Consider the following 22090-nt stretch of genomic DNA (forward strand, 5'->3'; position numbering starts at 1 on the left):
CAGAGTCCCGAGAGGTCTGTACCTCTGATTTGGGGTGGTTAGCTGACGTTCATGGCCGTGGTGAATGAAGGCTCAAGAATGCGGTGTCGTCGCCTTGGGGACTCTCGCCGGGCCTTGGTCCGTCGCCGACCATAGCAGAAAATGCAAATCCTACTTTACTTTGCACGCACCGCACGACTTCCAGACTCGATGGTTTGTCTGGCCGCCAGTTGGTCGGAAACGCCACATATCTTGCATGAGTCCATGAGACATCAATCGTTGCTATCGAGGGGCCACAGGCAAGAACCGCGTCTGTCAAAGCTCTTTCCGAAGGCAAGCATTCGTCCCTCATGAGCATCCTGCCTGCTTTGTCCGTGCATTCGGCAGCGCCCTCGATTGCGCCGCCTGTTAGATCGGTGATGCTAAGGATGACAGATTTTTGTTCTGCCGATGCACTCTGATCTTGCTTTGATGCTGAAAAGCAAGCTGTCAGAGAAATCAGGCCACAAGCTGCCGCGAAGTTATGCGCCCATATCTTAGTCACTATTCGATCCATAGGACTGTATCAGATGGTTGTTCAATGTCTGCAAGGTCGTCGTATCCTGAATGCCTGCTCCGAGACGACAACGCCGGATAGCCTACATTGCGTAAAAGCACCGAATGTGCCCACGCGGCCTAGGCGCCGATCAGCGCGATCTCGGCGCGGATGGCCTCAATCTGGCCCGGGATCAGGGTCAGTCTTGGTTCTTCCTCATCCAGAATCGCTTCAAATGCCGCGCGCTTCCATGCCGCCTTGCGGGCGTCATCGGCGGCGATTTCCGGCGGCATGGTGGAGAGCAGGATGTCGATCAGTCGATCAGCCCCATGGAGCCGGCCCCAGAGATAATCATTTTCGCGATAGGCACGGCTGAAGAACGCACCGAAGCAGTTGAATTCGATGCCACGCAGCGTCGCCGGTGCGCCGCCTTTGCGGATCGCCACGGCATCTTCGGGAGATATGCGATCCACCTTGATGGGGTCGTACTCGTCCAGACCTTCTCCCTGCAGCAGCGGAAAGGTCGCAATGTCGTAATAAGGGAAGCCGAGATAGGCCTTGAGCAAGGTCCGCCGGTCCTCGGCCGGGAGCGCCACACACGCAGCCGCAAAGCGCGCGTCGATCTGCTGGTCCAGATCCCGCAAGCCCCGCGCCTCCGCGATGATCGCAAGGGACGCCATCAGGTTATCGCCGTGCGGCCGCAGGGCTTCGCGTGTGCCCGCGCCAAACCATGCCGGCGTCTGACGTTCGGCATAAAGGCCGATGGCCTCGTAGAGCATATCCTGCATGGCGGAGAGGGCGGCGCCTTTCCCCTCATCCTCCTCGCTCTCGCCTTCCACAGCCTGCTCACGGAGCTGGACGAGGCGCCGGGCGAGGAAGCGCAATCGGCGGATGCGGAACGCAATGTCGTGATTGCGATAGAACAGAATGAGCGCCGCGCTTGCGCCATCGCCCGACCCGGGATCCATCTGGTCCACGCCCGCCGCATGGAGCTGCGCTCGCAGGCGCTCCCGCAGGCTTTCGCGTGTGGCCGTGCGTGGGCCATCGCGGAGTTGGCTGAGCAGATCGGCTAGGTCATCGATGATGCCGGCATATTTGAGATAGCCATAAGCGGGATAGGCAAAGTCCGCCGCCCGCGAAGCCTTTTGCTGCAGCTTCGCCCGCAGATGCGCCAGACGGCGCGGCGAGGGCCGGCTGAGCAGAAGGCTGAGGCCAACAGTCTGGTCCACGGTTCGTTCGATGTCCGGCCGCAAGCGCTCGGTGATTTCCAGCATCCGGTGAATGCGGCCGGAGCGTGCGCCAATCGCCTCCAGATTGTCCCGGATCGGCTGTTCGCGCGGAATATCGCTGACCGCGCCGAAGATCGTGCGGAAGAAGCCGGGGACAGGGCGCTCACCATTTTGGGCGTGGTGGGAAGGGGAGGTGAGGCGAAAGCCGGGCGCACTCGGCGTCGGCTCGATGAACACGAAGCGCCGGTCGACCGTCCGCCGCGCCGGGCGATTCTTGAGCGCATCGATCGCTTGGGCGAAGGGCGCATTGGCCAGCACCGATCCGTCGATCAGCACGGCATCCTCCGCATCGCCGGTGGCGCTGTGACCGGGGAGCACACGGCGCAAAAACGCATCGCGACCGGGCCAAGCGCGACTGCGGTCGGCAAGCACCTTGTCCATTTCCCGAGCCGTGAACGGCGGAAAGGCGCCCGGAAAGCTGGCCGTCGCGCGGGCGGCAAACGCGAGTTCGGCAGGGTCGGCGAGGGTGCGCGGTTGCCCGCCACGGGCATGGAAGCCTATCGTGAGCCGGTGCTCCGTCTCGCTGATCTCCGGCGGACTGTTGAGGCGCAGCCGTTCCTCATGGCCGGTGAAATCCGTGGCGGTGACGAACAGGTCCAACGGATGCCCGCGTGGCAGCAGCGATCCTCCGCTCTTCTCCGGCTCTGTCTCGCGCGCTTTTTCCATCGCATCGAAGGCGTTGAGCAGCAGCTCGGTAAACCCCTTGCCGCCGAAGGGAGGCGCGAACCAGCGCGCCCGGATGAAGTTGGAGAGCTTGCGTCGCACTTCCGAGCGCGTTTCCGGCGCCACGGTGCGGGACACCGTGTCATTGCGGCGGCGCAGCAGCAGCCAGAGCAGCGGCGCGGCCCAGAATTTGGTGAAGCGCGAGAGCGGGCGCGCGTCCGGATCGAGCAAGATGTCGACATCGGCGCAGCGCAGCCACAGTTCGGTCAGCGGGTCGAGCGACTGACCGCTCTCTATGGCCTGCGCCAGATACACGCCGTTGATGCCGCCCGCGCTGGCCCCGGCGATGATGTCCGGCAGAATCCGCACTCGCAGGCCGGTCTCTGCAAGGCAGGTCTCCAGAATGCGCTGATAAACAAGATTGCCCGGTCGACCACTGCGGAAATCCCGGCTGGCCTGCGCCAGATGCCAGATCTCCTTGGTGACCCCGTGCATGTAGACGGCGAGGCTGACTCCACCATAGCAGACCAGCGCCAGCCTCAGTTCCTTCTCCCGCATGAGCGCAGATTGGCGCGCTACGGCCGGCTTGTCGAGCCGTTGCACGGATTATCCGCAAATCAGCGAAGGTCGAACGTGGCCCAGACCGGCAGATGATCGGACGCGCGCCGGGCCAGCACGGAGGAATGGACGCCGCTGTCGGTCAGCGTCAGGCCGCCCCGCCACATGATCCGGTCGAGTTCCGCAATCTGGCGGCGGGCGTGGAAACTGCGGCCGCATGGCGCGATGTCATAGTGGCGCGAGAAATCCTGCAGGCACCCGCGATTGGCGGTCCACTCGTTGGTGTCGCCCATCAGGATGGTCGCATCGGCGGGATGCTGGACATCTACCATATCGACATGATGCTGAACCGCCGCAGCCTGCCGCCGCCGCCAGAGGCCGGAGAGGTCGAGGTGCATCCCCACCGTCCGCAGGCGAATGCCCTTGATCTCGATACAGGCCATCACAGCGCCGCGCGGCTCCAGGCAGGGGAGATGGATCACGCTGGCATCGGCATGACTCTGGTCGCGCCGGACGAGAAGCGCATTGCCGTGCCAGCCCATGCTCTCGACTCGCGTCGGCAACTCGATGGCGCGATAATCCGAATGCATCTCCAGCAGGCGATCCGGCAGCACCGCATGACGGATGCCGAAGCGGCGGTCGGCTTCCTGCAGGGCAATCACATCGGCATCCAGCTCGTTCAGCACATCGATGATGCGCTCTGGCATACGGCGCCGATCGGTGCCGACGGCTTTGCGGATGTTGTAGGAAGCGACCTTGATCATTGCGCCGTAGATTTGGCCTTATCGGCCGCAAGGCAACCCCATGGCCAAGAAAAAGGCAACTCCGCGCCGGCTCAGCCATTCAACTTATATCACAATCTTGGAGGATGATGATGAAAGTTGCTCATGACGCGCTCGTGATGGTGGTCGATGGCAGCAAGATGCTGCTGTTCCGTAATACTGGCGACGAGGAGTTTCTCAACCTTCAGGTCGAAGAGGCGGTGGAGCAGAAATCCGAGCAGGATCAGGATCTTTCGACCGATCGGCCGGGGCGCAGCTTCGCTTCGGCACCCAACAGCCAGGATCGCAGTGCGATGGAAGAAACCGACTTCAAGCAGCAGGCGGAAGACCGCTTCGCAGCGGATGCGGTCGCGCTGCTCAACAAGCGCGCCATGGAGGGATCGTTTGATCAGCTCGTCATTGTCGCAGCGCCGATCACCCTAGGTGAGATGCGCCGCCATTATCACAAGACGCTCAAGGATCGGCTCGCCGGCGAAATCGGCAAGACGCTCACCAGCCATCCGGTCGACGAGATCGAACAGATCCTCATGAAGAGCTGATCTCGCCTCTGGCGTTCCCTCTTCGTTCTGCTAAGAGGGCGCATGGCGAAAGTGAAACGTCGATATGTGTGCCAGGCCTGCGGGGCGGTGGCGTCCCGCTGGCAAGGGCAGTGCGATGACTGCGGAGAATGGAACAGTCTGATCGAGGAAGCGCCGCCCACGGCGTTCTCGGCCAAGCACGATCTTCAGGCCGGCGGGCAGGCGATCAATCTGATTGGCTTGGACGCGGATATCGCTCTGCCCGAGCGGATGACCACCGGCCTGCCGGAGTTCGATCGCGCAGTCGGCGGCGGGCTGGTGGCCGGGTCCGCCAGTCTGATCGGCGGCGATCCGGGCATCGGCAAGTCCACCCTGCTGCTTCAAGCTGCGGCGCGGATGGCCAAGGCCGGGCGGCATGTCGTTTATGTGAGTGGCGAGGAAGCTGCGGATCAGGTCAGGCTGCGCGCCCGGCGGCTGGGGCTGGGCGATGCCCCGGTGCATCTCGCCAGCGCTACGTCGGTGCGGGATATTCTGACGACATTGGGGCAGCGGGAAGAACCCGATCTGCTCATCATCGATTCGATCCAGACCATGCACAGCGACCTGATCGAAGGTGCGCCGGGCACGGTCAGCCAGGTGCGGGCGAGCGCTCAGGAGTTGATCCGCTTTGCTAAGCGGGGTGGAACGGCTCTCATTCTTGTCGGCCACGTCACCAAGGATGGCACCATTGCCGGCCCGCGCGTGCTGGAGCATATGGTGGACACCGTCCTGAGCTTTGAGGGCGAACGCAGCCATCAGTATCGCATCCTGCGCGCGATCAAGAATCGCTTTGGCGGCACCGACGAGATCGGCGTGTTCGCAATGGTCGAGGAGGGACTGCAGGAAGTCGGCAATCCCTCGGCGCTGTTCCTGACCGACCGCGAGGAGCGCGTGGCGGGCACGGCCGTCTTCCCCGCGCTTGAAGGTACGCGGCCGGTGTTGGTCGAAGTGCAGGCGCTGACGGTGCGGCTGGCCAGCGGCGCGACCCCGCGCCGGGCCGTGGTCGGCTGGGACAGCGGCCGGCTCGCCATGGTGCTGGCCGTGCTCGAAGCGCGCTGCGGCTTGAGCTTCGCGACTTGCGAGGTCTATCTCAATGTCGCTGGCGGTTACCGCTTGCAGGACCCTGCCGCAGACCTTGCTGTCGCTGCCGCCCTGATCTCGGCGCTTTCCGAAAAACCCGTGCCGCATGATGCGGTGATGCTCGGAGAAATTGCGCTGTCCGGCGAATTGCGCCCGGTCGCCCATAGTGCGCTGCGCCTGCGGGAAGCTGCCAAGCTCGGCTTCGGGCGTGCCTTGTTGCCGGCATCCAGCGCGGCGCAGGCCAGTGGCATTTCGACGACCGGATTCCGCCGGCTCGGCGATCTTGTTGACCATCTGCTTGGGCGGGACTAGCCAGCCGGCATGACCGTGCTGGATTTTGCCGTTCTTCTGCTCATCGGTGGCTTGGCCGTGCGGGGCTTCCTGCGCGGTTTCGTGACCGAATCGCTGTCGCTTGCTGCACTGATTGGCGCCATCGTCGCGGTGCGGCTTTTCCACGCGCCATTCACGGCTCTGCTCGACACCATCGTGGGGGCGGAATATGTGGCGGCGCTGCTGGCATTCGTCGCGGTGTTCGGCGTCGTCTTCATGCTGGGCACGCTGCTGGCGCGCTGGATCGGCGACAAGACCAAGACCTCGCTGCTCGGCCTGTTCGACCGGACGCTGGGCCTTGGCTTCGGCGCCATCAAGGGCCTGCTGGTGGCGACCATCGCCTTCGTGCTGTTCACGATCGGCTATGATGCCATCTACGGCGTGCAGACCAATCGGCCGGACTGGATGCGGCTGTCCCGGTCCTATCCGCTCCTGAGCGCGAGCGGTGCGGCGATGAGCGGCTGGATGGCGGAGAACAGCCGGCGCGGCGGCCTGCTCGGTATTCTTGAGGATGATGGCGCTGAGAGTAGCAACGCGAGTGGCGAGGACAGCAATGCCGCGCAGTGAATGCACCGGCGCATGAGCAGCGCGCTCTACAGCATGGACGTGCTGCGCCGCGCTGCCGGCGTTTCCGCCTATCCGCCGCTCGAGCAGGCTGATTTCGTCGAGGAGCGGCGCTCGCCGACCTGCGGCAGTCGTGTCTCGGTCAGCCTGCAGGTGGATGAGGCCGGCCGCATCACCGCCTTCGGGGTCGATGCGAAGGCTTGCGCGCTGGGGCAGGCCGCCTCGGCCATTCTCGCCGCGCAAGCTGTCGGGGCTGATCGGGCAACCATCGAGTCGGTGAGCGAGGCATGGCGGGGCTATCTGGCCGGGGAGCAGGATGCCCTGCCGGACTGGCCGGATCTCGCCTTGCTCGCAGCCGGTCGCGATTATCCCGCCCGGCACCCCTCGATGCGACTGGCATTCGAGGCGACGGCCGCCGCCCTCGCTCGCGCGCAAGGGGATGCGCACGGGGAGACGTCGTCATGATCGGCATACTGGCCGCGCTGAGCGCCGCCTTGTCCATTGGTGCGTCTGCGTTCGGCGCTCATGCGGCCAGCAGCCCGCAGGCGGCGGAGTGGTTACGGACCGGCGGCGTCTATCAGCTTGTCCATGCCGTGGCGGTGCTTGCGTTGCTGCGCCTGCCGGTCAGCAGCGGTCCATCCTGGGCGCTGCTGTGCGGGAGCGCGCTGTTCGCCACGACGCTCTACGCCATGGCGCTGGGTGCCCCGCGCTGGCTCGGCGCAATCACGCCGATTGGCGGCGTGGTGATGATCCTGGGATGGCTCTGGTTGGCCTGGCAACTCGCGCGCGCTGACTGAGGCGATCTGCCTGTTTCAGGCGCCGTCGAGATAGGCGGCAACGTCCGCCAGATCGACATCCTTGGCGAGATAGGTCTTGCCGATACCACGGGCGAGCAGGAAGGGCAGGGTGCCGCTGCTCATCTTCTTGTCATGCAGCATATGCTCGACGAGCCGCGCACCAGAAGCGGAGACACCCGCATCCGCCAGCGAGGCGGGCAGGCCGACCGCGCGCAGATGCGCGACGACCCGCTCTGCATCCTCGGGCGGGCATTCGCCGCGCCGCACGGAGTATCCAAAGGCTAGGGCCATACCCGCCGCGACGCCCTCGCCATGGAGCAGCCGATCCGAAAAGCCGGTTTCCGCCTCAAGCGCATGGCCAAAGGTGTGGCCAAGGTTGAGGAGCGCCCGGCGACCGCTGGTCTCGCGCTCATCCTCGGCGACGATGGCGGCCTTGGCGGCGACGCTGCGGGCAATGGCATGGGCGCGGGCATCCGGATCGCCAGCCATCAGCGCCGTGCCGTTCGCCTCGCACCACGCGAAGAACTCGGCATCGTCGATCAGGCCGTATTTCACCACCTCGGCATAGCCGGCGCGCACTTCGCGTGGGCCGAGCGTGTCGAGCGTGTCTGGGTCGATCAGCACCAGCGCGGGCTGGTGGAAGGCTCCCAGCAGGTTCTTGCCCGCCCGGCTGTTGATCGCGGTCTTGCCGCCGACCGAGCTATCCACTTGCGAGAGCAATGTCGTCGGGATCTGCACGAAGTTGCAGCCGCGCTTGACGATGGATGCCGCGAAGCCGACCAGATCGCCGATCACCCCGCCGCCCAGTGCAACTACATGGTCCCGCCGTTCGATGCCGTGGGCGATCATCCGGTCGGTCAGGGCTTCGAGATGCTGCCAGCTCTTGGTGGATTCGCCCGCCGGAAGCGTCACCAGCTCGGCCGCCAGTCCAGCCCGCTCCAGCGCGGCGGCAAGGCGGGGCCATTGAGCCGAAGCGACATGCGCGTCCGTCACGACCAGAAAGGGTCGGCTGCTGGCAAAGGGCGCCAGCGCCTCGCCCGCGCGCTCCATCAGCCCGGCTTCGATGCGGACATCATAGCTGCGCTCGCCAAGGGAAACGGGGACGGTGGTCATGGGTTGAGCGCTTTCACGATCTTGTCGATGGTCGCCTCATGCGGCGAGTCCGAGCTTTTGATGTGGATGGGGGCTTGCTGATAAAAGGGCGTGCGCGCCGCAGCGAGGCTCTTGAGCACTTCGCGCGGCTCACGGCCCTTGAGCAGGGGGCGGCCATCGCGCCGGGAAACACGGTCAACGAGAATGTCGATATCGGCATCCAGCCAGACGGCCGTGGCGTGCGCCAAGATCAGCGCCCGCGTCTCGTCATTGACGAAAGCGCCGCCACCGGTGGCGACAACCTTGGGCACGCCGTCGATCAGCCGAGCGATCACGCGCCGCTCGCCATCGCGAAAGGCCGGCTCGCCATAGGTGTCGAAGATTTCCTGAATTGTCATCCCGGCCGCCCGCTCGATCTCGTCGTCGGCATCGACAAAGGGCAGGTTGAGCCGGGCTGCGAGGCGGCGGCCGATGGTGGACTTTCCCACGCCCATCAGGCCCACCAGGACGATGGATGGTCCTGCGGATGCCCCTGCGATGGCCTCTTCGCGATATTTATCGTTTCGCCCCATGATCTGCGCGGCTATACAGCCGCCAACGTCTGAGGCAACGGCGTTCGAACGCCATCAGGCATATGTCACTGCAACGGTAAGGCCCGATCCCCCATCATGAAACTCAGCCGCCGCGACCCTTATCAACAGTCCTATCGCTCACGCCGTCCGCGTAATCCGCTGTCGCTGATCGGCGTCATTCTGTTGGTCGTCATCGTGCTGCTCCTCGTGCTCTCCTGGTGGAACGGCGCCGAACGACCCGTCACCGAGATCGAGCTGCCGGTTTCCGCCGAGCAACTTGCCGGTTAGGGCAGGGCAGTGCGAGGCAGACAGATTGGCTTGCTGGCGGGTTTGAGCGCGCTGGCGCTCAGCATTCCCGTGCTGGCGCAGAGCGGCCCTGAATCGCTGCTGCCGCCCGGATTTGGCGATGCCGCGCCGACGCCGTCGCCCAGCGGGCCGCAGCCGGCGACACCGCAGCCCGCGCGGCCGGCCGCGCCCGCGCCAACGCCGCTGCTGCCGCCCGGCGCTGTCGTCGACCGCGCCGCCAATGCCATGGCGGCCGACGAGGCGGTGAACGAGACGGCAGCGGACGAAATCGCCGAGAAATACGATCTGCCGCCGTCCGCGCGCCGGTCTCTGGACCGGATCGGCCCGCTCAAGGTGGCGCAGGGCGGCCTGGGCGAGAGTGCCTTCGGGCAACGCAATGGGCAGGCCCTTGCCGGCGTAATGCGCACGATGCGCGCGCCGGTCATGTCCCGCTGGGCGAGCATTTTGATGCGCCGGGCGTTGCTCTCCCAGCTCGCCACGCCGTCGGATATCAACGGCGCGGACTGGGCAGCCGAGCGCGCATGGCTGCTGCTGCGCATGGGCGAGGCGGATAATGCGCGCCTGCTGATCCAGCAGGTCGATGCCGATCAGTATAGCCGCCGGCTCTATTCCGTGGCGATGCAGGTGCAACTCGCTACCGCCGATCCCGCCGGCTTCTGCCCGCAGCTGCCGCGCGCGCGGGACATGAGCGACGAGCCGGGCTGGTTCATGGCGCAGGCCATCTGCGCGTCCTTCTCGGCGGATCAGGGCACGGCAAGCGCATTGCTCAGCCAGGCGCAGCGGCGCGGCATCGCGCGTGGCATCGATTACCGGCTTGCCGAAAAAGTGGTCGGCGCCGGGCCGAACAGCCGCCGTTCGGTGAAGATCGAGTGGGATGGCGTGAGCCAGCTTACGACATGGCGCTATGGCTTGGCGACGGCAACCAATGTCGCCATTCCGCCAGCGCTGTTCCAGACAGCCGGGCCGCAGGTGCTCGCCTGGCAGGCTCGCGCGGCCAATCTGTCGCCGATGGATCGTTTGGCCGGCGTAGGAGTCGCCTCACAGCTGGGCGTTTTCTCAGGCGCCGCAACATTGGGCTTCTTCGCTGCCTTGGCAGAGGACGAGTCCGCCGAGGCTACCGCGAATGATCGCGTCGACTGGTTGCGGACGGCCTATGGCTTGGGCGATACCGGCACGCGAATTTCCGCGATGCGCGATTTCTGGCAGGCCCAGCCGTCAGGTGGCTGGAGTGCCGGGCCGGGCGGCGTTTACTATGGCGCTTTGCCCGCTGTCGCGCGCGCGGCTGCGGCGCTGCCGGTCTACGCCGAAGCAGGCGAGGATACGCCCTGGCTGATCGCTGCCATGCTTGCGGGCGGCTATGATCGCAGCGCGGCGCGCTGGCGCAGCGTGCTCGAGGAGCTGGATGGCGATGCGCAGCAACGCAGCTGGGCCCTGTTGGCGACCGGCCTGCCCGATGCAGCGGTGGACCTGTCCGCAAATCGTATCGCCGCTTTTGTCGACGCCGATGAGGCAGAAGACAAGTTGCGTGGTCATAGCCTTGTCGCCGTGCTGGGTGGGCTCAATCGACTGCCTGCTGGCGAGCGGGCGCAGCTTTTGCAGGATGCCGGGATCAACATGTCCTCGCGGCGTCCATGGGTCCGGGCAATCGTTGCGGCGGCGGCACGCCGGGAGCAGGGCACGGTAGCGCTGCTGGCGGGCGTCGGGATGCAGAGCCTCAACTGGCGCAACATGACGCCCGAGCAACTCTATTACATCATATCGAGCCTGAACGCTGTCGGTCTTGAGGCTTATGCGCGGATGATCGGCGCCGAGGCGATGGCCCGGCTCTGATGACCGGTGCGGACGAGCGCGAGTCGATCGTCGGTTCGCGCGATGCCACGCTGATCAGCCGCTATCTCACCATGATGGCGGCCGAGCGTGGCGCCTCGCGCAACACATTGCTTGCCTATCGAACCGATCTCGAAGACGCTGCGGTGCGCTGCCAGGGGTTGGCACATGCGGACGCTACCCGGCTCACCTCGCTGGCTGCATCATGGCGAGATCTCGCGACATCGACGGTCGCGCGCAAACTTTCGGCGCTACGAGGTTTCTTCGCTTTTCTGGAGGCAGAGGCGGTCCGGGCTGACAATCCCGCCGCGAGTCTGGCAAGGCCCAGCCTGCAGCGTCCGCTCCCCAAAATACTGTCTCATCAGGATGTCGATGCGATTTTTGCGGTCATCGCCGAACGGATTGCGCGCGTGCCGGTCAATCCGCTCGACCTACGGCTCGCGGCGCTGATCGAGTTGCTCTACGGTTCCGGGCTGCGTGCGACCGAACTGGTTTCGTTGCCCGCCAAGGCCATGGCGACCGATCGCCCCTTTCTCATCCTGCGGGGTAAGGGCGGGCGCGAGCGGCTCGTGCCGATCTCCGACCGGGCGCGCGCGGCCGTGGCCGCTTGGCGGGCGCATGTGCCGGAGGACAGTGCCTGGCTCTTCCCATCAGGCAAATCCTATTTGAGCCGGGTGCGCCTCTTCCAGCTGGTGCGCGCTTTGGCCGCCGAGGCGGGCATCGATCCGGGGCGAGTCAGCCCGCATGTCCTGCGTCATGCCTTCGCGACCCATCTGCTGGAAGGAGGCGCGGACCTGCGCGCATTGCAGGCGATGCTGGGCCATGCCGACATCGCCACGACGCAGATTTACACCCATGTCGACGCGGCTCGACTGGTCGCCCTCGTTAACGCACGCCATCCGCTCGTTGACCTCAAGCGACGCGGCGTATAGCGCGCGAGCATGATCAGTTATCTCGACTTTGAGAAGCCGGTAGCGGCACTCCAGGCCCGGATCGACGAATTGCGCGAGACGGCGGACAATGATTCCATCGATATCGATGCGGAGGTCGAAAAGCTGCAGCAGCGCTCGACGGCGATGCTCGGGGACCTCTACGCGCGGTTGACGCCCTGGCAGAAGACGCAGGTCGCGCGCCATGCCCAGCGGCCGCACTTCCGCGATTTCGTCGAGGGCATGTGCAGCGACTTTATGCCGCTGGCTGGCGACCGCGCCTTTGCCGACGATCAGGCCATTCAGGGCGGCTTTGCGACCATCGAGGGCCGCAAGGTGATGCTGATCGGCCATGAGAAGGGCAATGATACCGCTAGCCGGGTAAAGCATAATTTCGGCATGGGCATGCCGGATGGTTATCGCAAGGCGATCCGGCTGATGCAGCTGGCCGATCGTTTTGGCCTGCCCGTGGTAACGCTGGTCGACACCTCAGGCGCCTTCCCCGGCGTGCAGGCCGAAGAGCGGGGCCAGGCGGAGGCGATCGCGCGTGCGACCGAGGCTTGCCTCACCCTCGGCGTGCCGCTGGTCGCGGCCGTGGTGGGCGAAGGCGGATCGGGCGGCGCCGTGGCGCTGGCGTCTGCCAATCGCGTGCTGATGTTCGAACATGCGATCTATTCTGTGATCTCGCCTGAGGGTTGTGCCTCCATCCTCTGGCGGACTGCCGACAAGGCGGCGGACGCGGCGCAAGCCATGCAGGTCACCGCGCAGCAGCTCGCCAGCCTGGGGGTGATCGACCGGATCGTTCCGGAGCCGGTGGGCGGTGCTCATCGGGCGCCCGACTCGGCCATCGGGAGCCTCAAGGGCGCAATTCTGGAAGAGCTTGGTGCCCTCGCCAGCGAAGATTCGAATGCGCTGCGCACGCAGCGAGCGCAGAAGTTTCTGGCCATGGGTGCCTGACAACGGGAACAGCCCAAGGCGATTTGCATTCCCTCAACGTCTGTCTATTTTCGGTTCGTCGCAAAATAGACCTGAATGAGAAGGGGAGGCCATGGGCCGCAAATATCTGATGCTGTGGTTGAGCGGCGCCCTCGTGGCAGGCTGCGCAACCACGCAATCGAGCGAGGCACAGCAGGGGGGTATCCGCACGGCGACCTCGATGAGCCAGTCCGAGCGCCAGCAGGGCGCCAAGGCACACCCGGAGCTTCTGGCGGAATTCGGCGGCGTCTATAATGGTCCGCAGGCCACCTATGTGACCAGCGTCGGCAAACGCATCGCAGTGCAGTCGAGCCTGTCGAACCAGCAGAATGATTTCACGATTAGCCTGCTCAATTCATCAGTGAACAACGCGTTCGCGATCCCCGGCGGCTATGTCTATGTAACTCGCCAGTTGCTGGCACTCATGAATGACGAAGCCGAGCTGGCGGGCGTCCTTGGCCACGAAGTCGGCCACGTCGCAGCCCAGCACGGCCAGCGCCGCCAAAGCGCAGCCACCCGCAACTCGATCCTCGGCGTGCTGGGGCAGGTGCTGGTTGGCGCTGTCGCGGGCGACTCCGGGCTGGGCCAGCTCCTGCAACGCGGCATCGGTACGGGCACGCAATTGCTGACCCTCAAATTCTCCCGCTCGCAGGAATATGAAGCGGACGATCTGGGAATCCGATATCTCGCGAGCGCGGGCTACGACCCCAAGGCGCTGTCCTCCATGCTCGCCTCGCTGGCCGCGCAGAACACGCTCGATGGGCAGGTGCGCGGTCAGGGCACGGCGGTGCCCGAATGGGCCAGCACACACCCCGATCCCGCCTCCCGCGTTCGCCGCGCGCTCACCAATGCGCAGGCGACCCGCTCCACCAACACGCTGCGCAACCGCGACGTATTCCTCAATCAGCTGGGCGGCATGATCTACGGCGACGATCCCAAGGATGGGATTGTGCAGGGCAATCAGTTCCTGCATCCGGTGATGAAGCTCAAGTTCACGGCGCCGCAGGGCTTCTCGATCCAGAACGGCGCCAGCGCCGTGGCCGTAGTCGGCCAATCCGGTCAGGCGCAATTCTCGATGGTGCAGTTCAATGGCAATCTCGACGGCTACGTCCAGTCGGTCTTCAATCAGCTGGCAGGGCAGGGACAGGCGCCGGACATCCGCGTCCAGCGCACCACCATCAACGGCCTGCCGGTCGCGTCGGGCTCGGCCAGCATGGCCAACAGCCAGGGGACACGGCTCGACGTGACGGTGGTTGCCTATCAGTTCGGCCCGTCCACGGCCTATCATTTCATCACGGTCACGCCGGCCGGCCGCGGCCTTGGATCGCTCTCCACGCTGATCAACTCCGTGACGCGCATGACGGACAAGGAGGCGGCGGCGATCAAACCGCGTCGCTTGCAACTGGTGACGGTGCGTCAGGGCGATACCGTCCAGGCACTCTCCAGCCGCATGGAGTTCGACGATTACAGGGTCGAGCGGTTCCTGGTGCTGAACGGATTGTCGTCCAACACCGCTTTGGCCGCAGGCAGTCGGGTCAAGATCGTGACCTACTGAGCGCTCGTTTGAATAAACAAAAACGGGTGGCAACCGCGAGGTCGCCACCCGTTCTTATGAGGGAGTCGTCGAAACAGCCTCAGTAAACTGATAACTCGTCAGGATGCGGCTGGCGTCTCAAGCTCGTCCGACACGTTGTTGAACGTGTTGCCGAGGCTTCCGCCAATGGCGCTCATGCCGGCGATGGCGGCGACGGCGATCAGGGCTGCGATCAGGCCATATTCGATGGCGGTCGCGCCCTTGTCGTTCTTGAACAACTTGCGAAGGGTCTTCATAGGATGTCTCCTCAATTCCTTGGTATCAATCACACCCGGCCACTGAATGGGGTCAGCAAGCAGGCTATCGATACGGCCGATTGATTTCCAAATTCCTAATCTGGGGCCGAGTTGTAAAAAAATGGTGGTTAATGGCTGGTCACTTCGTTCGACACTTCATTCCAGGTGCGGGTCGTCGATGAACCAAGGTGCGATACCCCTGTGACGAGCGCCAGCACGATCAGGGAGAGGATCAAACCATATTCGACGGCGGTGGCGCCTTTTTGGGATGCGAGAAGGCTGTGGATGAAGGCCCGCACGAGGGTTTCCTGAAGCAGATGTCGGTCCAACGCGGTGTAAAGCGCAAGCCGTTAACAATTTGCAGGATGATCGCCCGAGCATGACCGGAATGAACCAAAGCAAACCGCCGCTGGTCGTCGTCGCCGCGGCGCTGGTGGATGCGCAAGGCCGGGTGTTCGTGCAGCAGCGTCCGCACGACAAGGCGATGGGCGGCTTGTGGGAGTTTCCCGGCGGCAAGGTCGAGCCCGATGAAACCCCCGAAGCAGCGCTGATCCGCGAGCTGCGCGAAGAACTCACGATCGAGACCGAAACCGCTTGCCTCGCGCCGGCGAGCTTCGCGACAGGCATGATCGGGGAGCGACCGCTACTGCTTCTGCTGTACGTCTGCCGCAAATGGCAGGGCGTTGTTCAGCCGACAGAAGCGCCGGACAGCCGCTGGCTCCACACCCACCAGTTGTTCGCGCTCGACATGCCCCCCGCCGACGCCCCGCTCGTAGCGATGCTGGACGCGCTGCTCTAGCGCCTAAGTCTCGGTGGCGCGGGAGGGGCGCAAAGCCTCCGCCAGCGACACCGTGGCGCTGCCACGCCTTGCAGGGCGAGGCTGGTCGGGATCGGGCGCCCATCCGCTGCCATGCAGGACTACGAAGCGTTCCCGCGTCCGCCCATCCGGGTCAGCGGCCTGCGCGAAGTGCGCCGCTGCCAGCGATAGCCCTGCGCGCGTCAGCGGCGGCGGCGGCGAGGCGAGGCACTGCGCCGCGCCCATGCCGCGCAGATCTGCCATAAGGCTGAAGATCGAGCCATAGCGCACGTCCAGACTGTCGCCATCCGCCACCGGCATGGTGAAGCCGGCACGGGCGAGCAGATCGCCGAGCGCGCGGACGTCGATCTGCGGATGAATGCGCTGGGCGGGCCGCTCCCCGTCGGCCGCCAGCAGGGCCGCCTTGAGCCGCGCCAGCGATCCCGCGCCGATCATCGTCAGGAGGAGCAAACCGTCGGGCCGCAACGCGCGGCGCAGGGCAATCAGGGCGCCCGGCAGGTCGTTGATCGTATCGAGCGTGCCGCAGCACAGGATGAGGTCGAAGCTTTCCGGCGGGTAGGGGAGGGCATCCTCTCGAATAATGTCGCCGCCGCAGGCCTGCGCGAACCGCGCGCCGGGATCGGCCGCCGTTACCGAGCAACCCCGGGCGGCGAGGGCATCGATCAGGCGGCGATCCGGGCATCCGATGACGAGTGCGTCCCCAAAGGCACGCGTCACGTCATCCAGTCGTTCCAGCATGGCGTCGGCCATCGCGGCGTACAAAAAGTCATGCGCTGCGAAATTGCCAGCGGCGCGGTCGCGGCGCTGGGCCCGCAAAGCCTCGTTGAAGATCACCGGGACAGTCATGGCCGGGCTTGTGCCGACTCCCGCTGCGTGGAACAAGCCGCTTATGGCCGTTCGGACGATTTTGCAGGCCGCACTCGCGCCTCTGCTCGATTATGCGCTGCCGCCGCGATGCCCCGGCTGCGGCGTCGTGGTCGGCGCGGTGGGGACGTTCTGCACGGACTGTTGGCTGTCCATCGATTTTATCGGCGAGCCGATCTGCGCGACATGCGGCGTCGACCTACCAAGCCCGCTCGGCGGGGATATGACGTGCGGGGCCTGCCTATCCGAGCCGCCGCCCTATGATCGCGCGCGCGCCGTCATGACCTATGGCGAGATTGCACGAACCGTGGCCCATCGCCTGAAATACGGGCGGCGGCTCAGCCTCGCGCGGGTCATGGCAGAGCATATGACGCGACTGGTCGTGCTGGAAGAAGCCGCAGGATCAGCCGATCCCCCTCTTTTCCTGCCGGTCCCGCTGCATCGCTGGCGACTCTGGTCCCGTGGGTTCAATCAGTCCGCGCTGATTGGCCGCCATATTGCCCGCCGGACTGGCGGCGTGCTGGAGCCGGAGCTTTTGCGCCGCGTGAAGGCGACGCCGCCACTCCATATGCTGAGCCGGCGGGAGCGACAAAAGATCGTGAAGGGCGCCTTCGCGCTCGCCCCCGGAGCGGCCGCGCGTTTGGCGGGCCGCCATGTGATCCTGATCGACGATATCTGGACGACCGGCGCCACCGCGAGCGCCTGCGCGCGCGTGCTGCGGTCTGCGGGCGCGCGGCGGATTGAGGTGCTGTGCTGGACCCGGGTGGGCATGGGCGAACATTGACATTCGTTTCCATGCGCACGACATCCGGTCTTGAGACTTATCACAAGGGAAACAGCCACGCATGGCGCATGTCGAGATCTACACGCGGGCCTTTTGCGGATATTGCGCACGAGCCACGGCGCTGCTGCGAGAGAAAGGCGTCGACTTCGAGGAATATGATCTGACCATGGGCGGCGAGAAGCGCGCCGAGATGATCGAGCGCGCCAATGGCCGCGCCACTTTTCCGCAAATCTTCATCGACGGCCAGCATATTGGCGGCAGCGACGATCTGATGGCGCTCGAACGGAGCGGCAAGCTCGACTCGTTGCTGAACGCCTGACCCATGCTATCGCCGTGCGCGTTGCCATTTTGCAGATGAATGCCGGCATCGATCCGGTCCGCAATCGGGAGACGCTGGTCACGGCGGTGCAGGACGCTGCGGCTGATGGCGCTGCGATGCTTTTCACACCTGAAATGAGTGGCCTGCTTGATCAGGATCGCGCCCGATCAGAAGCCGCGCTGGCGACTGAGGATGAGGATGAGACGCTCCGCGCCGTCCGTGAGGCCGCGCAGGCTTCGGGCTTGTGGGTGCATCTCGGATCGCTGGCTCTGCGCGAGCCGGAAACCGGCAAACGTTTCAACCGCGGCTTTGTCATCGACGCCGCCGGCGAGATCCGCGCGCGCTATGACAAGATCCACCTGTTCGACGTTGATCTGCCGAGCGGCGAGCGCTGGCGCGAGTCCAGAGTGTACCAGAGCGGCCACGAGGCGGTTCTGGTGCAAACGCCGTGGGGCGGGATCGGCCTCACGATCTGTTACGACCTGCGCTTTCCTGACCTTTTCCGTGCGCTGAGCAATGCCGGGGCGGACATCATCTCCGTGCCCGCCGCCTTCACCGTGCCGACGGGCGAGGCGCACTGGCATGTGCTGCTGCGTGCCCGCGCTATAGAATCCGCCGCCTTCGTAATTGCGAGCGCCCAATGCGGGCTGCATGAGGATGGTCGGCGGACCTACGGGCACAGTCTGGTCATCGACCCTTGGGGCACAGTACTGCTCGATGCGGGGGAGGCGCCGGGGCTGTATTTCGCGGACCTTGACCTTGATCGCATTGCCGAGGTCCGCTCGAAAATCCCGGTACTGGCTCATAGAAAGTCTATTCAGGACGTTGTTTTGTCGTGATTTCCTTCGATCTCAAATGCGGCCACCATCATGTCTTCGAAGTGTGGTTCCGGTCATCCGCAGACTACGAAACCCAGCGGGGAGGGGGGCTGTTGCTGTGTCCCACCTGCGGGGATGACAGGATCGAAAAAGCGGTGATGGCTCCCGCCGTGGCGGCCAAGGGTAACCAGAGAACATCGAGTCGCACCGATCTCGCCATGCCGGGGGGCGCGGGTGCCATTCCAGTTATGTCCAAGGCGGATGCCGAGCGGATCGGTGCGTTGATGACAGAGCTGGCTCAAGCTCAATCAGAAATGATCGGCCAATCTGAATGGGTTGGCGAACGTTTTGCGGACAAGGCCCGCGCGATGCATTATGGCGAAACGGAGAGCCGCTTGATCCATGGGACGGCCAACGTCAGGGAAACCCGCGAGATGCTGGAAGAGGGGCTGCCCGTCGCCCCCTTGCTGATTCCGATCGCCCCGCCCGATCAGGTCAACTGATCGGCGCTGGAGGGTGGTGCGCCCGACAGGATTCGAACCTGTGGCCCCCAGATTAGGAATCTGATGCTCTATCCTGCTGAGCTACGGGCGCGCAGGCATGGCTTTATTGCGCGGAAGCATATGGGTCAATCACGGCAGGCAGACGCGCACGCCCAGCACAAAACTTCTTGTCGTGGTGGGCACCGTTATCTTTATCGCGCGTTCACGAGCGAAATGCAGCGGCTTTAACTGGATGTAAGCACGCATCGACTAATCGGAGAGGACAAGCAGCGCTCCATTTGTGTCGCCAAAGCGGCGCAAAACGGGGCGTTTATAGCCTTCGGCTGCAGTTTTCTCCTGCCGGGCTGTTGAATTGACTAGCGTTATGCCCGGATGCCATAGGCCCGGCGCACAGTTCGGAGGTAGGTCTTGGCAATTCGTGTTGCGGTCGTTGGTTTGGGCAAGATGGGCATATCGCATCTTGGCATCGTCAATGCGTTGGAGGATTTCGAGGTCGCCGCAATCTGCGATTCCACCGCTCTGGTTGGGCAGGTTATCGAGAAGTACGGCAAGCTCTCCTATGTGGCCAGTTATGACGACGTGATTTCGCAACCCGGCTTGGACGCGGTGATCATTGCCACTCCCACGACCACGCATGCCCCCATGGTCCGGGCCGCCTTGGAGAAGGGGCTGCATGTCTTTTGCGAGAAGCCTTTGACGCTTTCTGCGGTAGAGAGCGAAGCTCTCGCCCAGCTTGCTCAATCTCGCGGGCTCGTCGCGCAGGTCGGCTATCACAATCGCTTCATCGGCACTTTCAATCAGATCAAATCACTGCTTGAAGCCGGGGCCTTGGGCCGCGTGAGCCATGTTCAAGCGGAGGCCTATGGCCCGGTAGTGCTCAAGCCCTCAAAGCCGACTTGGCGTGGCAAGGCCGGGCAGGGCGGCGGCTGCCTCTATGATTATGCCGCGCATCCGCTCAATTTGGTCAACTGGTACTTTGGGCGTCCAACCGGCTGCACGGGGGCCATGCTGAAGAGTGGCTTTTCCGCGGAAGTCGATGATGAAGTCTATGCAGGCCTGACCTTTGGCGACGGCCCTACCGCTCAGCTCTCCGTCAATTGGTCCGATCCCTCGGTGCGCAAGATGACGACGCGCATCTCGATCTGGGGCGAGGGGGGGAAGATCTATGCCGACCGACAGGAACTCCAGGTGTTCCTCACGGGCGGCGCGCCCATTCCGGACGGCTATCAGGAAGGATGGACCGTCAAATACATCACCGAGTTGCAGGCCCCGGTCAGCTTCTACCTGCGCGGCGAGGAGTATAGCGCGCAGCTTGAAGCGTTCGGCAAGGCGATCAAGGCTGGCGGCGTCGACGTCCAGAACGATCTCGCTGCCGCCGCTGAAACGGACGCCACGATCGAGATGATCCGCGCCGCCGCGCTCGGCGGGATCAGCAGTGGCGTATCGATGTCGGCACGTCCGCAACGCTCCAGCGGGGTGTTCGGCAGGTTACTCGGCCGATGAGCGATAAGATTCGGCTGGCCTCGCGCCCTGGCTTTGGGACGTGGCACCAATCACGCCTTCTCAACGCCTGGGTAGATTCCCTGACGATCCCCGAGATCATCGATCGACTGGATGAGGGCATGCTTTTCACCCTCAATCCCGATCATCTCTATCACCTTCAGCGCAATCCGGCATTTGCCGCGGCATATTCTGATGCTGTGATGGTCTCGTCTGACAGCAAATATGTCTACTGGGCGCTTGGTCTTATTGGCCGGAAAATCAAATGTAAGACCTCAGGCTCCGATATCGTTCCGGCTTACTACAAGCACCACGCCAATAATCCTGATGTTCGCATCTTCTTTCTCGGCGCGCGGCCGGGGGTTGCACAGCAAGCACTTACACGGGTCAATGGACTCGTGGGACGAGATATTGTTGTCGGCGCTCACGGCCCCTCGTTCAATTTCGTCAATGACGAGGCGGAGAGCGCTGCGGTGATCGATATGATCAACACTTCCGGCGCGACCTGTCTGATTGTGGGGCTCGGCGCTCCCAAGCAAGAGGTATGGATGCATCGGCACCGTCACCTCATGCCCGGCGTGAAGGTCTATATGGGGGTCGGCGCGGTCATCGATTATGAAGCGGACGCAGTAAAGCGGGCGCCAGCTTGGATGAACCGCAATGGACTGGAATGGGTCTATCGCATGGTCACCGAACCCAGGCGCTACTGGCGGCGTTATGCACGAACGATGGAGTTCTTCTGGCTGGTTCTGGCCGATTGGCTGGGCCTTTATCGCCCTCCTGGATTCCCCTCGCCAATGACGGCGACCCCGCGCTTCGGTGCCCAAACAGACTCTGCCCCTGAGCGGGCCTGACAAAGATTATCGAGGTTTTACAAAACTATGGAACGTATCCTTTTCGGCGATAATCAGTTCTTCGGCATCAATCATATGTCGGAGGAGAAAGCGCGTCAGCAGGCCATGCGGTTTCAGAGTATCGACGCCATCGTAGATGTTTTGCAGATTGCGCTGCATGCCGGGGCGGGGGGCTTCATGTGCACCACCCATGACAAGATCGAGAAGATCGCCGATGACGTCCGGGCCAATCCGGAGAAATGGAGCGGGTTCACTTTCTACCCAGGCATGCCTTATGCTCACAAATATGCCAATGCGGTCACCGAGCTTGGCTATTTCGATGCCGTCCTCAAATTTCTGCCCAAGGAAGGCCTGGTCGACACGATCATGCGCGGTTCCAAGGCCGTGCTAAATAAGGACATCGAGAGCATGATGACATTGCTTGTCGATGCCGAAATGAAGATGTTCCGTGGTCTGCACACGCCGGTCGTTTTCCTCCAGAACGTCGTCACGGATCTCGTCCAGGGCTTGGGTTTCGCCGACGCGTTCCGTGTTTTCTCGGATCACATCAAAAGCCGCTACAATGCAGAGGCCGGCTTCATCACCATGAATGTGCCGAAGCTTTTGCCGATGCTGAAAAGCGTGGGCATTGAGAATCCGATTGTCTGCGCGAACTATAACAAGATCGGATTCCGCATGTCCGGCGGAATTGATGGCTATCGTGAGGTGCTGGAGAAGCATCCGGCCCGAATGATTGCGATGTCCGTGTTGGGATCAGGCGCCATTCGTCCGCGAGAGGCCATAGAGTGGATTTGTGCCGAGCCGCATGTGGAATCGATTTTGTTCGGGGCATCCAGTCGCGCCAACATCGAGCAGACTGTTGGGCTTATCAAGGAATTCGATAGCGCACGCGTCCCTGCCTGAGGGCCTCATTTAACATAATATATATTATCGAACTTGTGTCAGGGCGGTAGGGTTCGCTTCACG

The 22090-nt window shown here is 63.8% G+C and carries 25 protein-coding genes and 1 tRNA gene; 18 read left to right on the plus strand and 8 right to left on the minus strand.

Features of this window, described 5'->3' with window-relative positions; genetic code table 11:
• Positions 1-654: 654 nt before the first annotated feature.
• Positions 655-3024 (minus strand): patatin-like protein, encoded by a 2370-nt coding sequence (locus M2335_RS08865; protein WP_264595387.1) that lies wholly within the window; start codon positions 3022-3024, stop codon positions 655-657.
• Positions 3025-3083: 59 nt separating this feature from the next.
• On the minus strand, positions 3084-3788 hold the full coding sequence (locus M2335_RS08870; protein WP_181559721.1) for an endonuclease/exonuclease/phosphatase family protein: 705 nt from the start codon (positions 3786-3788) through the stop codon (positions 3084-3086).
• 110 nt (positions 3789-3898) lie between these two features.
• Between M2335_RS08870 and M2335_RS08875 the strand changes: the two genes are divergently transcribed.
• From M2335_RS08875 to M2335_RS08895, 5 genes are read left to right on the plus strand one after another with little or no spacing between them, the layout of a single operon-like run.
• The gene (locus tag M2335_RS08875) at positions 3899-4345 is read left to right on the plus strand and encodes a host attachment family protein (protein WP_264594437.1); all 447 of its coding nucleotides are present in this window, start codon (positions 3899-3901) and stop codon (positions 4343-4345) included.
• A 42-nt stretch (positions 4346-4387) separates the two neighbouring features.
• Positions 4388-5755 carry a DNA repair protein RadA gene (radA, locus tag M2335_RS08880; RefSeq protein WP_264594438.1) on the plus strand — a complete coding sequence of 456 codons (1368 nt, stop codon included), beginning with the start codon at positions 4388-4390 and terminating at the stop codon, positions 5753-5755.
• A 9-nt stretch (positions 5756-5764) separates the two neighbouring features.
• A complete protein-coding gene (locus M2335_RS08885; RefSeq protein WP_181559718.1) occupies positions 5765-6340 on the plus strand; it encodes a CvpA family protein in 576 nt (191 codons plus the stop codon).
• A 12-nt stretch (positions 6341-6352) separates the two neighbouring features.
• Entirely contained in the window at positions 6353-6802 is a 450-nt protein-coding gene (locus M2335_RS08890) for an iron-sulfur cluster assembly scaffold protein (RefSeq protein ID WP_264594439.1), read from the plus strand.
• The gene (locus M2335_RS08895) at positions 6799-7134 is read left to right on the plus strand and encodes a DUF423 domain-containing protein (RefSeq protein ID WP_264594440.1); all 336 of its coding nucleotides are present in this window, start codon (positions 6799-6801) and stop codon (positions 7132-7134) included. The genes M2335_RS08890 and M2335_RS08895 overlap by 4 nt, the downstream gene beginning before the upstream one ends.
• A gap of 15 nt (positions 7135-7149) precedes the next feature.
• On the opposite strand, the gene aroB is transcribed toward M2335_RS08895, so the two are convergent.
• Positions 7150-8247 carry a 3-dehydroquinate synthase gene (gene aroB, locus M2335_RS08900; RefSeq protein WP_264594441.1) on the minus strand — a complete coding sequence of 366 codons (1098 nt, stop codon included), beginning with the start codon at positions 8245-8247 and terminating at the stop codon, positions 7150-7152.
• Positions 8244-8798, minus strand: coding sequence for a shikimate kinase (locus M2335_RS08905; protein ID WP_264594442.1), 555 nt, complete (start codon positions 8796-8798; stop codon positions 8244-8246). The genes aroB and M2335_RS08905 overlap by 4 nt, the downstream gene beginning before the upstream one ends.
• Before the next feature lie 96 nt (positions 8799-8894).
• Between M2335_RS08905 and M2335_RS08910 the strand changes: the two genes are divergently transcribed.
• The 5 genes from M2335_RS08910 (at position 8895) to M2335_RS08930 (ending at position 14390) form a co-directional block, all read left to right on the plus strand.
• Positions 8895-9086, plus strand: a complete 192-nt coding sequence (locus M2335_RS08910; RefSeq protein ID WP_181559713.1) for a hypothetical protein — start codon at positions 8895-8897, stop codon at positions 9084-9086.
• A gap of 9 nt (positions 9087-9095) precedes the next feature.
• On the plus strand, positions 9096-10934 hold the full coding sequence (locus M2335_RS08915) for a hypothetical protein (RefSeq protein WP_264594443.1): 1839 nt from the start codon (positions 9096-9098) through the stop codon (positions 10932-10934).
• Positions 10934-11863 (plus strand): tyrosine recombinase, encoded by a 930-nt coding sequence (locus M2335_RS08920; protein WP_264594444.1) that lies wholly within the window; start codon positions 10934-10936, stop codon positions 11861-11863. Before M2335_RS08915 ends, M2335_RS08920 begins: the two co-directional genes overlap by 1 nt.
• 9 nt (positions 11864-11872) lie before the next feature.
• Complete coding sequence (locus tag M2335_RS08925; RefSeq protein WP_181559711.1) at positions 11873-12817, plus strand: acetyl-CoA carboxylase carboxyltransferase subunit alpha; 945 nt, start codon at positions 11873-11875, stop codon at positions 12815-12817.
• 91 nt (positions 12818-12908) lie between these two features.
• A complete protein-coding gene (locus M2335_RS08930; RefSeq protein WP_264594445.1) occupies positions 12909-14390 on the plus strand; it encodes a M48 family metalloprotease in 1482 nt (493 codons plus the stop codon).
• Positions 14391-14488: 98 nt separating this feature from the next.
• Here the strand turns inward: M2335_RS08930 and M2335_RS08935 are convergent, their stop codons facing one another.
• Together M2335_RS08935 and M2335_RS08940 are read right to left on the minus strand one after the other, a co-directional pair.
• Complete coding sequence (locus M2335_RS08935; protein ID WP_181559709.1) at positions 14489-14665, minus strand: Flp family type IVb pilin; 177 nt, start codon at positions 14663-14665, stop codon at positions 14489-14491.
• A gap of 128 nt (positions 14666-14793) precedes the next feature.
• Positions 14794-14964, minus strand: coding sequence for a Flp family type IVb pilin (locus M2335_RS08940; protein WP_264570342.1), 171 nt, complete (start codon positions 14962-14964; stop codon positions 14794-14796).
• A gap of 89 nt (positions 14965-15053) precedes the next feature.
• Here M2335_RS08940 and M2335_RS08945 point away from each other — a divergent pair, with 89 nt between their 5' ends.
• A complete protein-coding gene (locus M2335_RS08945; RefSeq protein WP_264575742.1) occupies positions 15054-15464 on the plus strand; it encodes a (deoxy)nucleoside triphosphate pyrophosphohydrolase in 411 nt (136 codons plus the stop codon).
• A 3-nt stretch (positions 15465-15467) separates the two neighbouring features.
• Here M2335_RS08945 and M2335_RS08950 read toward each other — a convergent pair whose 3' ends face one another.
• Positions 15468-16328, minus strand: coding sequence for a class I SAM-dependent methyltransferase (locus tag M2335_RS08950; RefSeq protein WP_264594446.1), 861 nt, complete (start codon positions 16326-16328; stop codon positions 15468-15470).
• 43 nt (positions 16329-16371) lie between these two features.
• Here M2335_RS08950 and M2335_RS08955 point away from each other — a divergent pair, with 43 nt between their 5' ends.
• From M2335_RS08955 to M2335_RS08970, 4 genes are all read left to right on the plus strand, one after another.
• A complete protein-coding gene (locus M2335_RS08955) occupies positions 16372-17130 on the plus strand; it encodes a ComF family protein (RefSeq protein WP_264594447.1) in 759 nt (252 codons plus the stop codon).
• A gap of 61 nt (positions 17131-17191) precedes the next feature.
• The gene (gene grxC, locus M2335_RS08960) at positions 17192-17449 is read left to right on the plus strand and encodes a glutaredoxin 3 (RefSeq protein WP_264575745.1); all 258 of its coding nucleotides are present in this window, start codon (positions 17192-17194) and stop codon (positions 17447-17449) included.
• A 14-nt stretch (positions 17450-17463) separates the two neighbouring features.
• Complete coding sequence (locus M2335_RS08965; protein ID WP_264594448.1) at positions 17464-18288, plus strand: carbon-nitrogen hydrolase family protein; 825 nt, start codon at positions 17464-17466, stop codon at positions 18286-18288.
• Entirely contained in the window at positions 18285-18770 is a 486-nt protein-coding gene (locus tag M2335_RS08970; protein WP_264594449.1) for a DUF1178 family protein, read from the plus strand. The genes M2335_RS08965 and M2335_RS08970 overlap by 4 nt, the downstream gene beginning before the upstream one ends.
• Before the next feature lie 14 nt (positions 18771-18784).
• Here M2335_RS08970 and M2335_RS08975 read toward each other — a convergent pair.
• A tRNA-Arg gene (locus M2335_RS08975) sits at positions 18785-18861 on the minus strand.
• 317 nt (positions 18862-19178) lie between these two features.
• Here M2335_RS08975 and M2335_RS08980 point away from each other — a divergent pair.
• From M2335_RS08980 to M2335_RS08990, 3 genes are read left to right on the plus strand one after another with little or no spacing between them, the layout of a single operon-like run.
• On the plus strand, positions 19179-20273 hold the full coding sequence (locus M2335_RS08980; protein WP_264594450.1) for a Gfo/Idh/MocA family protein: 1095 nt from the start codon (positions 19179-19181) through the stop codon (positions 20271-20273).
• Entirely contained in the window at positions 20270-21124 is an 855-nt protein-coding gene (locus M2335_RS08985) for a WecB/TagA/CpsF family glycosyltransferase (RefSeq protein WP_264594451.1), read from the plus strand. The genes M2335_RS08980 and M2335_RS08985 overlap by 4 nt, the downstream gene beginning before the upstream one ends.
• A 27-nt stretch (positions 21125-21151) precedes the next feature.
• On the plus strand, positions 21152-22027 hold the full coding sequence (locus tag M2335_RS08990) for a hypothetical protein (RefSeq protein WP_264594452.1): 876 nt from the start codon (positions 21152-21154) through the stop codon (positions 22025-22027).
• Positions 22028-22090 lie beyond the last annotated feature (63 nt).

The organism is Sphingobium sp. B12D2B, from assembly GCF_025961775.1.
In the GTDB taxonomy this organism is placed as follows: Bacteria; Pseudomonadota; Alphaproteobacteria; order Sphingomonadales; family Sphingomonadaceae; genus Sphingobium.

Bases quoted from the DNA above. Each gene is read 5' to 3' on its own strand.
- M2335_RS08990 (WP_264594452.1), top strand. From the start codon at position 21,152: ATGGAACGTATCCTTTTCGGCGATAATCAGTTCTTCGGCATCAATCAT.
- M2335_RS08920 (WP_264594444.1), top strand. From the start codon at position 10,934: ATGACCGGTGCGGACGAGCGCGAGTCGATCGTCGGTTCGCGCGATGCC.
- M2335_RS08875 (WP_264594437.1), top strand. From the start codon at position 3,899: ATGAAAGTTGCTCATGACGCGCTCGTGATGGTGGTCGATGGCAGCAAG.
- M2335_RS08905 (WP_264594442.1), bottom strand. From the start codon at position 8,798: ATGGGGCGAAACGATAAATATCGCGAAGAGGCCATCGCAGGGGCATCC.
- M2335_RS08945 (WP_264575742.1), top strand. From the start codon at position 15,054: ATGAACCAAAGCAAACCGCCGCTGGTCGTCGTCGCCGCGGCGCTGGTG.
- M2335_RS08985 (WP_264594451.1), top strand. From the start codon at position 20,270: ATGAGCGATAAGATTCGGCTGGCCTCGCGCCCTGGCTTTGGGACGTGG.
- radA (WP_264594438.1), top strand. From the start codon at position 4,388: ATGGCGAAAGTGAAACGTCGATATGTGTGCCAGGCCTGCGGGGCGGTG.
- M2335_RS08895 (WP_264594440.1), top strand. From the start codon at position 6,799: ATGATCGGCATACTGGCCGCGCTGAGCGCCGCCTTGTCCATTGGTGCG.
- M2335_RS08930 (WP_264594445.1), top strand. From the start codon at position 12,909: ATGGGCCGCAAATATCTGATGCTGTGGTTGAGCGGCGCCCTCGTGGCA.
- M2335_RS08865 (WP_264595387.1), bottom strand. From the start codon at position 3,024: ATGCGGGAGAAGGAACTGAGGCTGGCGCTGGTCTGCTATGGTGGAGTC.
- M2335_RS08910 (WP_181559713.1), top strand. From the start codon at position 8,895: ATGAAACTCAGCCGCCGCGACCCTTATCAACAGTCCTATCGCTCACGC.
- M2335_RS08950 (WP_264594446.1), bottom strand. From the start codon at position 16,328: ATGACTGTCCCGGTGATCTTCAACGAGGCTTTGCGGGCCCAGCGCCGC.
- grxC (WP_264575745.1), top strand. From the start codon at position 17,192: ATGGCGCATGTCGAGATCTACACGCGGGCCTTTTGCGGATATTGCGCA.
- M2335_RS08870 (WP_181559721.1), bottom strand. From the start codon at position 3,788: ATGATCAAGGTCGCTTCCTACAACATCCGCAAAGCCGTCGGCACCGAT.
- M2335_RS08890 (WP_264594439.1), top strand. From the start codon at position 6,353: ATGAGCAGCGCGCTCTACAGCATGGACGTGCTGCGCCGCGCTGCCGGC.
- M2335_RS08885 (WP_181559718.1), top strand. From the start codon at position 5,765: ATGACCGTGCTGGATTTTGCCGTTCTTCTGCTCATCGGTGGCTTGGCC.
- aroB (WP_264594441.1), bottom strand. From the start codon at position 8,247: ATGACCACCGTCCCCGTTTCCCTTGGCGAGCGCAGCTATGATGTCCGC.
- M2335_RS08925 (WP_181559711.1), top strand. From the start codon at position 11,873: ATGATCAGTTATCTCGACTTTGAGAAGCCGGTAGCGGCACTCCAGGCC.
- M2335_RS08955 (WP_264594447.1), top strand. From the start codon at position 16,372: ATGGCCGTTCGGACGATTTTGCAGGCCGCACTCGCGCCTCTGCTCGAT.
- M2335_RS08935 (WP_181559709.1), bottom strand. From the start codon at position 14,665: ATGAAGACCCTTCGCAAGTTGTTCAAGAACGACAAGGGCGCGACCGCC.